The organism is Streptomyces sp. SID5469 (assembly GCF_009862865.1).
In the GTDB taxonomy this organism is placed as follows: domain Bacteria; phylum Actinomycetota; class Actinomycetes; order Streptomycetales; family Streptomycetaceae; genus Streptomyces; species Streptomyces avermitilis.
The window spans coordinates 6,423,269-6,436,377 of the sequence record NZ_WWIN01000001.1 but is presented as its reverse complement, the minus strand read 5'-3'; the positions used below and the strand labels follow the sequence as shown (position 1 = coordinate 6,436,377).

Genomic DNA, 13,109 nt, shown 5'->3' with positions numbered 1-13,109 from the left:
CCTAGAATTCCGGACATGGAAGGGGCCAACCTGGCGATCGCTCTCGTCGGCTTGATTGCCACGGTGGCGTCCACGTACTTCGCCTGGGTTCCGCTGCGGAACCGGGGCGGTCCCGGCCGGCGCCGCGGTCGCGACCCGGGCCCCGACCCCGCGCCCCGCCCCACCCCTCCGCCACCGCAGGCACAGACGCAGGGCCCGTACGACGTGTTCGTGTCGTACGCGGACGCGGAGGCCGAACGCCGCGGAGCGGCTGGCGGAGCGGCTGCGCGAGGCGGGCGTGTCGGTCTTCCTGGTGCGCTGGGTCGAGCCGGGGCTGGTCCCCCTGCTGGAGACCGAACGGGCCCTGGTGGGTGCGACCCTCGGAGTGCTGCTGTTCGGACCCGGAACGATGGCCGACTCGCGGATCAGGGAGGAATACGCGGTCCTGCTCCAGCGCGTCCACGGAGGCGGTTTCCGGTTCGTACCGGCGCGGGCCGGGAGCGTCGAACTCCCGCCGTTCGCCGACATCCGCCGGCCGGTGGATCTGCGGGAGCCCGGCACTCCGCGCTACGACGGCGAGGTCGCCCGGCTGGCGGACACCGCACTCAGGCTGCGGCGAAGGACGGACGTCTGAAATGGGCGGGCGTCTGAAAGGGACGGATGCCTGAGATGGACGGACGGCTGCGATGGTGGTGACCCGGCCGTGGCGGCTGCCGCGCAGCACGGAGGTGCGCGAAGTGCGTCGCGGGCGGTACGGGCGGACCGTGCTGGCCCGGCTCGACGGCGAGGCCGGTGAAGTCGGCGAAGTCGGTGACCTGGTGGCGGTGCGCTATATACCGGCCGGGCTGCTGATCCACCGCCCGCGGGCGGAGGCCTTCTGGACGGACGTCGCACGGCTGACCGGCCTCGAAGCGCCCGAGGCGGTCCCGTTCCGGCAGTACGTTCACGCACCCGGGTTCACGGCCGCGTACACCCGTTCGGCCGGGGCGGTCGAGGCGGTCGGCGGTGCGCTGGTCAGCGACGCGGTCGAGGGCGTCACCCTGTCGCGGGTGCTGGACCGGCACGGAGCCCTGCCCCCGGCCGCCGCGCTGCTCGTCGTCCACAGGGCGTTGCGGGCGCTGGCCGCCGCACACGGGCGTGCAGTGGTCCACGGTGACCTGCGGCCCGCCAAGGTGCTGATCGACGCCGACGGGGTCCCGGCCGTGACCGGCCTGGGGCTGGCCGCGCTGACCACCGGCGCCGCCGGGCTGCGTGCGCCGGAGCTGTGGCGAGGCGGCGGGGCCGCGACGCCCGGCGGCGACGTGTACGGGACGGCCTGCGTGCTCCACCTCTGCCTGACCGGCGAACTCCCTTTTCCTGTACGGCAGTTGTTCAGTCTGATGGCGCGGCACACCACGGCGCAGGTGCCGATGGAGGCAGTCCCCGGGCCGCTGCGCGCTCCGCTCGCCGCCGGGCTGACCAAGGATCCGGCACTGCGGCCGGGCGCCGAGGCCCTGCTGGCCCACCTGGAACGGACGGCGCGGACGGCGCTCGGCCGCGACTGGGAGGAGCGGGGCGGCTCGGCGCTGAGGACCCTCGCCGCACCCCTGACCGAGGCGCTTCCTCTGACATCGCCGAGTGCGGAAGACCGTCCACACGCCGACTCATCACACGAAGGTGTGCTGATGATGTGACAACAGGGCGGAAGGAGAGGCTCCTCCCTTACCTTGGTCGCTCCCCGGAGCCGACGACTCGGTCCGACCGCCGCGCGCAGGAGGTCCAGCGGTTGAACGACGTGTTCCTCTCCTACGCGGCCGCCGACGCCGTCTGGGCCACGAAGCTGGCCGAACATCTCGCCGGGCACGGGCTGTCGGTGTTCTTCGACCAGTGGAGCATCGAACCCGGCCAGGTGGTGATCCACGAGCTGGAGGCAGCTCTCCTCGCGTCCACCAACGGAATCGCCGTGATCAGCCCGGCGTCCGTCCGCTCGGCCCCCGCCATGAACGAGTACGCGGTGCTGGCGGGCGCGTCGGCCACCCACGGACTGCGGTTCATACCGGTGCTGCTCGGGCAGGTGGCCGCGCCTCCGTTCGCCGCCCAGCGCGTCTGGCGTGACTTCAGCGACGCGACCGGCCAGGAGTTCACGGACAAGGTCGCCGAACTCGCGGCCGTCATCGCCCGGCGCCCCGCCCCCACCGGCGCCGGCGCCGCGTCGTCCCGGGACAACCTGGCCGCCGTCCACCCCTCCCCGCCCCGGCCGCTCACCGCACCGGAAGAACCCGCCTTCGTCGTGTGCTGCGCGCCCGCCGACGCCGCGTACGGCGGGCGGCTGACCGAGCAGCTGCGCGCGGCCGGGCTGCCGGTCTGGTCGACGGGGGATCTGCGGCCCGGGGACGCCCAGTTCTGGACGATCAGACAGCAGCTCCGGTACGCCGTGGCAGTCGTCGTGGTGATGACTCCTCAGTCGCAGGACTCCGACGACGTCACCCGCATGATCCTGGAGGGCCAGGTGCACGGGCGGGCTTTCGTCCCCGTCCTGCTGGACGGTGAGGTCAACTACCACCTGGCGGCCACCTGGCATGTGGACGCCCGTCACGGGGGCCTGCTCGACGAGGCCGAGCTCGGCCTGTTGCGCCTGCTGCACGAGGACGTGACACAGGGCCGACCCGCCCGCCTCCCCGAAGCGGCCCCCGCCCGGGGCTCGGCCCCGGCCGTCCGTATGACGACACCCGCCGTAGGTATGGCGCCGCCGGCCGTCCGTATGACGACACCGGCGGTACACACGACGGCTCCGGAGATACGCACGACGGCTCCGGCGGCGCGCATGACGGCCCCGGCCGCGCTGGAGCGGCTGCGCGCCCACCTCGCCGAGGACGAGTACGAGCATGCCGACCTGCTGACCACCCGGCTCGTCCTGGAGACGGCGGGCCGCCTCGGCGAGGGCTGGTTGAGCGAACGGCACGCCGCCGCACTGCCGTTGGAGCTGCTGGCCGGCATCGACGCGCTGTGGACCGCCCACTCCCACGGCCGGCAGGGCTTTGGGCGCCAGCGCGCACTGGCGCCCATGGACCGGGGCGGGCGGGGTTCGCGCTTCCCCGACCTGGGCGCCGCGCTGGGCTGGCGCGACTCGGCCGAGGCCGCCGTACCCCGGCTCTACCAGGACTTCGCACGGCGGGCGGGACCCGGCAGACGGGCCGGGTTCTTTCCCACGCTGCGCGATCCGGGCCGTGAGAACAACCCCGACTGGTACGACCGTTGGAGCTCAACCGTGCTGGCGGTGCACGCACGGCTGCGAGAGTGGAAGGCCGCCCCATGCTGACTCTGTTCGTGTTGCTGGTCCTGCTGTCGGCCGCCGGGTGGATCGGCTGGACGGGGCGCGTCGTCGTGCCGGCCGACCATGTCGGCATCGTCAAACGGAACTTCGGCGCCGCACACTCCGACCCCTCGTTCAAAGAGGTCAACCCCGACAACGCACGCGGGGTACGGGCCCGCACACTGCTCCCCGGCGGCTTTCACTGGCTCACACCGCTGCTGTACTCGGTGGAGTGCGTGCCCAGGCTGCACATTCCGGCAGGCATGCTCGGCCTGGTCTCGGCCACCGAGGGCCGTACCCGGACCGAAGGCCGCCCGCTCGGCCGGCACGTCGCGTGCAACAGCTTCCAGGACGGCGAGGCGTTCCTCCGCGGCGGCGGCGAGCAGGGCGTGCAGGTGACGACGCTCAGCGGCGGCCAGTCGTACTACATCAACACCAGGCTGTTCCGCGTCGAGACGGTACCGCGCACCTATGTGCCGCCGGGCACGGTCGGCCTGGTCCAGGCGCAGGCGGGTGCCGTCCGGCCCCCCGACCAGCGGTTCGGCCGGCACGTCGAGTGCAACAGCTTCCAGGACGGCGAGGCGTTCCTGCTCGGCGGCGGTGAGCAGGGCAGGCAGCTGGCCATCCTCGGCGGCGGGGCGTACTACGACATCAACCCGGAGCTGTTCGACGTCATCACGGTCGACAACGTGACGGCCTCCCGCGACGGACTGACCGAGGCCCACCTCCAGGACGTGTCCATCGAGGAGGGCTGCACCGGGGTGGTCATCACGCTGGACGGGGCCGAGCCCCGCCAGGACACCACCGGCACGGTCGCACCTCGGGTGGAGGGCCACGGCAGCTTCCGTCGGCCCTGGGTGTTCCTCGCGAAGGGCGGCGAGCGGGGCATCCAGGAGGAGACGCTGGGCGAGGGAACCACCTACTCCCTGAACCCCTGGTTCGTACGGGTGATGCTGATCCCCACGCGCGTCCTGTACCTCACGTGGCACAACAAGCGGGAGTCCGAGTCCGACAACTACGACGCGGACCTCGGACAGATCACCGTCAACGTCCAGGGCTTCGACCTGGACGTCGACCTCACGCAGAACCTCCAGATCCCGCGCGGCGTGGCGCCGCGCCTGGTCAGCCAGTTCGGCGGCGTGCGCACCTCCGGACTGGGCGGCCTCGTCGACGACCCGACCCCCATGCAGCGGTTCGTCAGGAACGTGCTCGGCAACACGGTCGCCGGGTACTTCAACGAGATCGCCGTGACGAGTTCGGTGCTGGAGTTCCTCGGCACCTACCAGGACATCCGCAAGGACCTCACCGACCAGGTCACGCACGCGCTGGAGAAGTGGGGCGTGGGCATGCAGGGCACCGCCCTCGGCAGGTTCATCCCCCGGGATCCGTCCCTGCTCGAGAAGCTCAAGGAGAAGTTCGCCGAACAGGCGCGGCTCGCCAACCTCGAAGTGGGCGTGGAGCAAGCCAAGTTGAAGGACCTGATCGACACGTACGAGGCGCTGGCGGAAGCCCGGCGCGTCGGCCTCGAACTCCAGAAGGAAGTGGAACTGCTGGGCCGGGAGAACGTCACGCTGATCCGCGTCGTGGGGGAGTTCGCCAAGTTCGACGTCCCGCAGTACGTCGGCGGGGGCGGCGACATCTCGGAATACGTCCAGATGCTGCCGCTGACCGTCAAGCAGGACCTCCTGGCCCGGCTGCGCAACCTGCACGGGGGGCGGCCGGTCGACCCGGGCCAGGAGAGGCCGGTACTGACGAAGGAATCCGACGCCATGGACGACGACACGGACGACACGATCGACGGTGACGTCCGCCTCGTGGACTGAATCACGTGCCGTGGATCATCTTCTTGATCTCAGGCAGCGTCCAGTCGGAGTCGACGTCGATGAAGATGACGTCGTCGGACGACTGTTCCAACGCGATGGCGATGGCGGGGTCCACTCCCTCGATCGCATAGGCGGTCGTCGAGGTCGGCGTCGTTCGACCGTCGCTGTCGTCGTTCGGCGTGTCGTCGCACGGCGGAAGGGTGGCGGCACCGAGTTCGTCCCCGAGGGTGAAGTCCCTGGCCGCCGAGCCCGCGTACGTGCGGCTCTGGTACTCGACCAGGTACGCGCAGGACGACGCGGACGCGCCGCCGTCGGACGACGTACAGGCGACGGACATCGTGACCAGTAACGCCGCCGGCAGCATCCACACGGATCCGGTCCTGCCGATCGGGAGTACGGCTTTCATCGCCACGGCCTTCATCTCTACGGCCTTCATCTCTACGGCCTTCATCGGTACGCCTCCTCTTGGAGCGTTTCCGCTTCCGTGGACGGTGCGGAGGCCGCACATCACCGTCCGGCCTCATGAATACCGACGCCGCGGAGGTCCAAGGTGTTCGGGCCGCCGGAACGTTCTTTCCCGGGCGCCAGTGACGTCAGCGCCACCCCGCCCGCCAGCAGCGCCGCCGCGCCCCAGCGCATGGGACCGATCGGCTCCCCCAGGAACAGCGCCGCCGACGACATGCCGAAGACCGGGACCAGGAGGGAGAAGGGCGCCACCGTGGACGCGGGGTGACGGTGGAGCAGCCAGCCCCACGCCCCGAAGCCGAAGACCGTCGTGATCCAGGCGACGTAGAGGATGACGCCCGCGCCCTGCCAGTCGAGTGAGCCGAGCGCGTTCAGGTCGGCGGACGGCCCCTCCGTCAGCAGCGACAGCCCCAGCAGCGGCACGACCGGCACCGTACTCACCCACACCATGAAGTTCAGCGGGTCCGGCGGGGACGCCTTGCGGGTGAGGACGTTGGACGCGCCCCAGCAGACCGCCGCCCCTATCACCAGGGCGAAGGCACCGAGCGGGCCGCCCGTGCCCTCGTCGACGGCCGCGAGCCCCACCCCGCACAGGGCGACCGCCATGCCCGCCAGCCGTATGCCGGTGGGGCGCTCACCCAGCGCCGCGAAGGCGATCAGCGCCGTGAAGACCGCCTGGATCTGGAGGACCAGGGAGGACAGCCCGGCCGGCATGCCCGCGTCCATGCCGATGAAGAGCAGACCGAACTTCGCGACGCCGAGCACCAGCCCCACCGCCACGATCCACTTCCACGCCACCTTCGGGCGGCCCACGAAGAAGACCGCCGGAAGCGCGGCGGCGAGAAACCGGAGGGCGGAGAAGAGCAGCGGCGGGAAGTGCGCCAGGCCCACCTCGATGACGGTGAAGTTCACGCCCCAGACGGCGGCGACGAGGACGGCGAGGCAGATGTGAGCGGGTCGCATGCGTCGAGGATCACGCCCGGAGACCGTGAAGCACCAGCGATGATTACTGCATGGTTGGATGAAGCATCCCTGATGAAAGGGACTCACGTGCTCGATCTCCAACGGCTGCGCGCCCTGCACGCCGTCTCCGTCCACGGGACGGTCGGCGCCGCCGCGGCCGCCCTCGGCTACACACCGTCCGCCGTGTCCCAGCAGATCGCCAAGCTGGAACGGGAGACCAGGACCGTACTCCTGGAACGGCAGGGGCGCGGGGTGCGTCTCACCGAGCAGGCCGAGCAACTGGCTGCCACGGCACAGGAGTTGCTCGCCATCGTGGAGCGGGCGGAGACGGAGCTGGAGGAGCGGCGCGGGCTGCCCGCGGGGCGGCTGACGGTGGCGGCGTTCGCGAGTGCGGCGCGGGGGCTGATGCCGGGTGTGCTCGCCGACCTGGCCGCGCGGCATCCGTCGCTGGACACCCGTCTGACCGAGGTCGATCCGCATCTGTCGGTCGACCTGGTCGCCAAGGGCGCGGTCGACGTCGCGGTCGCGCACGACTGGGACATCGCGCCGCTGCCGGCCCCGCCGGGGGTGGAGCAGGCGGTCATCGGGGACGACCTGTGCGATCTGCTCGTCCCCGCCGGGCATCCCCTCGCCGGCCGGGCGTCCGTGCGACGTGCGGAACTCGCCGGTCAGCGCTGGATCTGCCAGCCGCCCGGCCGGGTCTGCCACGACTGGCTGGTGCGGACCCTGCGCGCGGCCGGCTGCGAGCCGGACATCGTCCACCAGGCCGACGAGAACCCGACGCTGGTCGCCCTGGTCGCGGCCGGCCTCGGCATCGCCCTGATCCCCCGCCTGGGCCGCGGCCCGCTCCCCGACGGAGTCGTCGCGGTGCCGCTCGCCCCGATGCCCGTACGGCGCCTGTACGCCCTGTGGCGCGCCGGTGCCGCACGTCGGCCCGCGATCGCGGAGACGGTACGCACGCTCCAGGCCCACTGGACGGAGGAGCGGACGCCGGCCCACCAGGGTGACGTGTGAGCCCGCACCACGCCCGGCCCGCGGGCCCGCCCGCAACACGCCCGCCCCACCGCCTGCGCGAGCCGAGCCGGGGCGGCACACCCCGCCCGTCCCGCCGGTCACCCCCGTACCGACTTCCCGGCGTCCCGCGAAACCCGGGAACCCGGCCCCGCCCCGCTTCGTCCAATGCGCATGCTGCCGGATGAGTCTCCGCGGTGCGGTGTCGGCCTCGCTGCTGGCTGCGAATGCTGACCTCCCTCTCCGCCGCACGCGGCCGGCAGCACGCCGTCACCGGCGCGCCCCCCTCCGACAGCGCCGGTGACGGCCCCTTACCGGGCTGCGGCCCCATCCCGCGTTACTGTGCACCCTCTTGACTGGAAGAAACTTCCCGGATATTCGTGACCCCTCGGAAGTTTCCTTCATGAGGGAAGGTGCGCAGATGCGCGACTCCGGCACGGGAAGCACGGGAAACACGGGAAACACGGGAAACACCGCACAGCCGTCCAGACGTACCGTCCTCGCCGCCACCGCGGGTGCCGGCGCCGTTCTCGCCGTCAGCGGGACCGCACACGCCGGCCCGAGCGGCGACCGGAAACTCCGCGCCCTCATCTCCCGTATGACGCTGGAGGAGAAGGTCGGGCAGCTCTTCGTGATGCGGGTGTACGGCCATTCGGCCACCGCGCCCGACCAGGCCGACATCGACGCCAACCTCAAGGAGCTCGGCGTACGGACGGCCGCCGAGCTGATCGCCACGTACCGCGTCGGCGGCATCATCTACTTCACCTGGGCGCACAACACCCGCACCCCGCACCAGATCGCCGACCTGTCCAACGGCATCCAGAAGGCCTCCCTCGACCAGCCGCGCGGACTGCCCGTCCTGATCGCCACCGACCAGGAGCACGGGATAGTCGCGCGCGTGGGAAAGCCCGCCACCCTCTTCCCCGGCGCGATGGCCATCGGCGCCGGGGGCTCCCGCTCGGACGCCCGCACGCTCGGCCGGATCGGCGGCGCCGAGCTGCGCGCGCTCGGCATCCTCCAGGACTACTCCCCCGACGCCGACGTGAACGTCAACCCGGCCAACCCGGTCATCGGCGTACGGTCCTTCGGCGCCGATCCGGACGCGGTGGCCGGTCTGGTCGCGGCGGAGGTGAAGGGGTATCAGCAGTCCGGCGTCGCGGCGACCGCCAAGCACTTCCCGGGGCACGGCGACACCGCCGTCGACAGCCACTTCGGCTTCCCGGTCATCACACACAGCCGCGAACTGTGGGGGGAGCTCGACGCGGTCCCCTTCCGGGCGGCCGTCCGGGCCGGCATCGACTCCATCATGACCGCGCACATCATGGTCCCGGCCCTGGACGCCTCCGGCGATCCGGCGACGCTCTCCCGCCCCATCCTCACCGGCATCCTGCGCGAGGAACTGGGCTACGACGGGGTCGTGGTGACGGACTCCCTCGGCATGGAGGGCGTACGCCAGAAGTACGGCGACGACCGCGTGCCCGTGCTGGCCCTGAAGGCCGGTGTCGACCAGCTCCTCAACCCGCCGTCGATCGACATCGCGTGGCACGCGGTGCTGAACGCGGTGCGCGGCGGCGAGCTGACCGAGGCCCGCCTCGACGAGTCGATCCTGCGCGTCCTGCGGCTGAAGTCGAAGCTCGGGCTGCTGCACGACCCCTATGTCACCGAGCGCGGCGTCGACCGGACGGTGGGCACCCCGGAACACCTGCGCGCGGCGGACCGCATCGCGGACCGTACGACCACGCTGCTGATCAACAAGCAGGGCCTGCTCCCGCTGTCCCGCCGTACCCGCCCGAGGGTCCTCGTCGTGGGCGCCGACCCCGCGTCACCGTCCGGCACCGACGGACCACCGACCACCGTGCTCGCCGCCGCCCTCACCGAGCTGGGCTTCACGGCGACGGCCCTGTCCACCGGCACGGCACCGTCGACGGCGACGATCGCCAAGGCGGTGGCGGCGGCCGGGAGCGCCGACGCGGTGGTGGTGGGCACGTACAACGTGACGGCGGGCAGTTCTCAGCGCACCCTGGTGAACAAGCTGGTCGCCACGGGCGTCCCGGTGGTCGCGGTCGCCATCCGCAACCCGTACGACGTGGCCCAGCTCCCCGACGTCGGCGCCTGCCTGGCCTCGTACTCCTGGACCGACGTCGAACTGCGCGCGGCGGCCCGGGTGATCGGCGGGCGGGTGACACCGCGGGGGAAGCTTCCGGTGGCGGTGCAGCGCGCGGACGCGCCGGAGCAGGTGCTGTATCCGATCGGGTACGGGCTGACGTACTAGCCCTACGCCGCTTATCCGGCGCAACGCCCCCAACTGTCGCAAAGCACCCCGGATGTCTGGCGTGGACCCGTGTCGCGGGTCACGCTGGACCGGGGGTGCATCGGGGGAATGACCATGCGAGCGAGACCGGCGCTGCCGGGCGGGCTGCTGACGGCTGTGCTGACGCTCCTGTCGGCGGCGGTGGTCTCCGGGTGCTCGCAGCAGTCCGGCGGCCAGGCCGGTCAGCCGACACAGGGGACGACGTCCACGCGGCCCTCGGGGTACGGGGCGGTGTTCCTCGCGGTCGACGAGTGCAGTTCCTTCGGGACGACGAGCTTCACGGAAGTGCCGTGCACGAGCGAACGGGCGGCGGCGCGGGTGATCGCCCGGTACGACGGGAAGCCGTCGGACGGCCCGGCCTGCCCGGCGACGACGGACTTCGTCCTGCACATCAGCGAGACGCGGCCCGCGTCGGACGAGGACGGGGACGGCGCGGTGCCGCGGGGATACGCGTGCATGCGCAATCTGGAGCCGCCGCACCCGGGTGATCCCGGGGGCGGGGGCGGCCCGCGCACGATCGTCGGCGACTGCGTGTACGGCGCGGGCCGGGGCGAGGTCCGCGAGACGTCGTGCGACGGCAAGGGCAGGAAACCCCCCGAGTACCGGGTGACCTCGGCGGTCCCGAAACGCTCCGACTGCCCGAGGTCGACAGCGCTGTACGTCCAACTGGGCGGCCCCACCCCGGTGGGCTGCGCCCGGCCTGTGTGAACCGACGGCTGAGAGACGAGCGGCACCCGGCGGGCGCGAGGTGGACGGCGCCCGGCTGATGCGGGGTGGGCGGCGCGAGGCGGCCTGCGCCAACCGGTGCCAGGCGGGCGGCATCCGGCCGATGCGGACGGGCCACGCCGACCGGTGCGACGCGGACGGCGTCCGGCTGTTGCAGACGGGCTGGGCGGCGTACGGTGCCGGGGCTCGCCGGTCACCGTCGTCGGGGGTCCGCGCCCGTCAGGGTTGCGCACCCGTCAGGGTTGCGCGCCCGTCGGCGGCCGCCAGTCACCACGGCCGGGACGCGCGCCCACCAGGGACGCGCGCCCGGCGCAGCGCGGCACGGTCGGCCGGCGCGGCGCGGTCCGGCGTTTCGCCGGACCGTGCCGCGACGGCGCGGTCGGTCGCGTTACGGGCGCAGCGTCGGTTCGCGGTCCACGTCCCGGCGGTCCAGCTTCGCGTCGTACTTCGCCAGGGGCTTCGCCGCCGACGGGTCCGCCTGGACCGCTGTCGAGGCCACGCCCGCCCACTCCAGGATGCGGGCCGTCGCCAGCGCCTTCTCGTCGGCGACCAGGCCCGCGACGTTGGCGCCGTGGTTCAGGCCCGGTGCCGCGAAGACGTACGAGTCACGCGCGCCCGCCCCGAGGCGGAAGCGCTCCGCGCCCCACGGGTCGTTCTGGCCGTAGACGAACAGCATGTGCCGGGCGTGGTGGCGCACCCAGCCGTCCACGTCCCGCATCGCCCCCGGCTGGAACTTCATCGGGATGGAGCGCGGAACGAAGTTCCGAGGAGGCTGGTAGCCGTAGCGGACCAGCTTCTTCTCGATGTACGGGAAGTGGATCGTCGGCGCGCCCAACTGCGTACCCGCCTGGTAGTAGTACGGCGTGTACGTCTCCAGGCCCTGGTCGGCGTAGGCCGAGAACCCGGAGATCGTGTCGACCGAGTCCCAGATCGCGTCGTCCGTCGCGTGCGCCGCGTCCGCCGGGATCGCGTCGCAGTCCGACAGCAGGCTGTACTGCCAGAAGCCCCAGACGTAGTCGAGGACGACCGCCTCGTACGCCTTGTCGAGGCTGCCGATCGTGGTGAACGTGTAGCCGTTGTCGGCCGCGTACGCCGCGTACTTCTTCTCCAGCGGCTCCCGCCGCACCAGCGCCTCGCGCTGCACGGCGTTCAGCTTGTCGCGGCACTCCTTGGTGCCGACGTTCGCGAAGAAGCGGTCGTACGCCGAGTCCTCGTCGTTCACGACGTCGTTGGGGGCGACGTACGCGACGACGCCGTCCATGTCGCGCGGGTAGAAGCGCTCGTAGTACGTGGCGGTCATGCCGCCCTTGGAGCCGCCCGTGGACAGCCACTTCTGGCCGTAGACCGCCTTGAGGGCCTTGAAGATGCGGTGCTGGTCGCTGGCCGCCTGCCAGATGTCGAGCTTGGACCAGTCGGCCGGGTCGGGCCGGGACGGGTTGAAGAACCGGTACTCCATGGAGACCTGGTTGCCGTCCACGATCTGGGTGGGCTCGCGGCGGCTGGGGGTCGTGGAGACGTTGTAGCCGCCGGTGTAGAAGACCGTCGGGCGCGAGGTGTCCTTGTGCAGCACGGTGATGCGCTGCTGGAACGTGCCCTTGGACGGGTGCCGGTGGTCGATCGGCTGGGTGTAGTTCAGGACGAAGAAGCGGTAACCCGTGTACGGCTTCTCCTGGATCAGGCTCATGCCCGGTATCGCGAGCAGCCGGTCCTTGATGTCGGTGTCGGCCGCACTGGCGGAACCCGTGGCCTCCGGCTGAGCGGCGGTGGCCGCCCCGGCCGTGCTCAGCGTGCCTATGAGCACCGCGAGCGCCAGCAGCCATCTGAGCGCCTTGCGCATACACCCTCCCCTGGAAATTACGCAGATGTCCGCCGGAACTTAGCGGAATCAACTGGCGTAACACCAGGGAAAGTTGGCCGAACCTGTGAAATGGCTCAGCAGAGGATCCAGCCCGAGCTGACCGAGGCCGACCCGACGCGCCCCTTGATCCACACGCAGCGGTGTCCGGCGTGAACCGTCACCGGGCCCGCGTGATGCGTGTAGTGGCCCTGGTCGACCACGGGCCGGTTGCCGCGTGCCTGCACGCTCACCGACATCCACCTCGGCCCGCTCCGCTTCTTCGGGAAGGTCATCGCGCACACGTATCCGTTGCGCTTGAAGACCTGTACGGAGCCGGTGGAGAAGGAGAGGGTACGGACCTTGCGCCCGGAGCAGTGGTCGGCGGCGGCTGCCTGTGCGCTCACCGGACTCGCCAGGGCGAGCAAGCCGGACGCGGTCAGTACTGCCGTGCCCAGCGCCAGCCGCCGACGTATCGCACCTTTGTCCACTGTGGTCCCTCCCGCCGCAAAACAGCGTACTGATGTACGGACGCACGGCGTACACCGGATGGTTGCGCCCCGGTTGTGCGCCCAGGCGTGAAGGCCTTGCGCATCGGGCGCCCCCAGCGGGCGGAGGCCAGACGCCGCCATCAGGAGGGAGACGGGCGCCGTCGTCAGGCAGGACACGGGCGCACGCCCGTCAGGCGGAGACGGGCGCACGTTC

At 71.7% G+C, this 13,109-nt stretch carries 11 protein-coding genes; 7 read left to right on the top strand and 4 right to left on the bottom strand.

Annotation, left to right across the window (positions count from 1 at the left end):
* The first annotated feature begins 277 nt into the window (after positions 1 to 277).
* The 4 genes from GTY58_RS41720 (at position 278) to GTY58_RS27740 (ending at position 5,094) form a co-directional block, all read left to right on the top strand.
* Positions 278 to 613: a hypothetical protein gene (locus GTY58_RS41720; protein WP_063823071.1), complete on the top strand. Its 336-nt coding sequence runs from the start codon at positions 278 to 280 to the stop codon at positions 611 to 613.
* 52 nt (positions 614 to 665) lie between these two features.
* Positions 666 to 1,652, top strand: a complete 987-nt coding sequence (locus GTY58_RS27750; protein ID WP_010986712.1) for a serine/threonine protein kinase — start codon at positions 666 to 668, stop codon at positions 1,650 to 1,652.
* Between the two features lie 101 nt (positions 1,653 to 1,753).
* The gene (locus GTY58_RS27745; RefSeq protein WP_242432153.1) at positions 1,754 to 3,277 is read left to right on the top strand and encodes a TIR domain-containing protein; all 1,524 of its coding nucleotides are present in this window, start codon (positions 1,754 to 1,756) and stop codon (positions 3,275 to 3,277) included.
* Positions 3,271 to 5,094: an SPFH domain-containing protein gene (locus GTY58_RS27740; RefSeq protein ID WP_107083038.1), complete on the top strand. Its 1,824-nt coding sequence runs from the start codon at positions 3,271 to 3,273 to the stop codon at positions 5,092 to 5,094. The genes GTY58_RS27745 and GTY58_RS27740 overlap by 7 nt, the downstream gene beginning before the upstream one ends.
* A gap of 1 nt (position 5,095) precedes the next feature.
* Here the strand turns inward: GTY58_RS27740 and GTY58_RS39810 are convergent, their stop codons facing one another.
* Both GTY58_RS39810 and GTY58_RS27730 read right to left on the bottom strand, forming a co-directional pair.
* Complete coding sequence (locus tag GTY58_RS39810; RefSeq protein WP_048894318.1) at positions 5,096 to 5,545, bottom strand: DUF6281 family protein; 450 nt, start codon at positions 5,543 to 5,545, stop codon at positions 5,096 to 5,098.
* A gap of 56 nt (positions 5,546 to 5,601) precedes the next feature.
* A complete protein-coding gene (locus GTY58_RS27730) occupies positions 5,602 to 6,522 on the bottom strand; it encodes an EamA family transporter (protein WP_010986708.1) in 921 nt (306 codons plus the stop codon).
* Positions 6,523 to 6,609: 87 nt separating this feature from the next.
* On the opposite strand from GTY58_RS27730, the gene GTY58_RS27725 reads away from it, so the two are divergent.
* The 3 genes from GTY58_RS27725 to GTY58_RS27715 all read left to right on the top strand — a co-directional run bounded on the left by GTY58_RS27725 (position 6,610) and on the right by GTY58_RS27715 (position 10,552).
* Positions 6,610 to 7,536: a LysR family transcriptional regulator gene (locus tag GTY58_RS27725; RefSeq protein WP_010986707.1), complete on the top strand. Its 927-nt coding sequence runs from the start codon at positions 6,610 to 6,612 to the stop codon at positions 7,534 to 7,536.
* 418 nt (positions 7,537 to 7,954) lie between these two features.
* Complete coding sequence (locus tag GTY58_RS27720; RefSeq protein ID WP_010986706.1) at positions 7,955 to 9,805, top strand: glycoside hydrolase family 3 protein; 1,851 nt, start codon at positions 7,955 to 7,957, stop codon at positions 9,803 to 9,805.
* Positions 9,806 to 9,919: 114 nt separating this feature from the next.
* Entirely contained in the window at positions 9,920 to 10,552 is a 633-nt protein-coding gene (locus GTY58_RS27715; protein ID WP_010986705.1) for a hypothetical protein, read from the top strand.
* A 406-nt stretch (positions 10,553 to 10,958) separates the two neighbouring features.
* Here the strand turns inward: GTY58_RS27715 and GTY58_RS27710 are convergent, their stop codons facing one another.
* A complete protein-coding gene (locus GTY58_RS27710) occupies positions 10,959 to 12,407 on the bottom strand; it encodes a S28 family serine protease (RefSeq protein ID WP_010986704.1) in 1,449 nt (482 codons plus the stop codon).
* A gap of 95 nt (positions 12,408 to 12,502) precedes the next feature.
* On the bottom strand, positions 12,503 to 12,895 hold the full coding sequence (locus tag GTY58_RS27705) for a hypothetical protein (RefSeq protein ID WP_037649837.1): 393 nt from the start codon (positions 12,893 to 12,895) through the stop codon (positions 12,503 to 12,505).
* Positions 12,896 to 13,109: the final 214 nt, after the last annotated feature.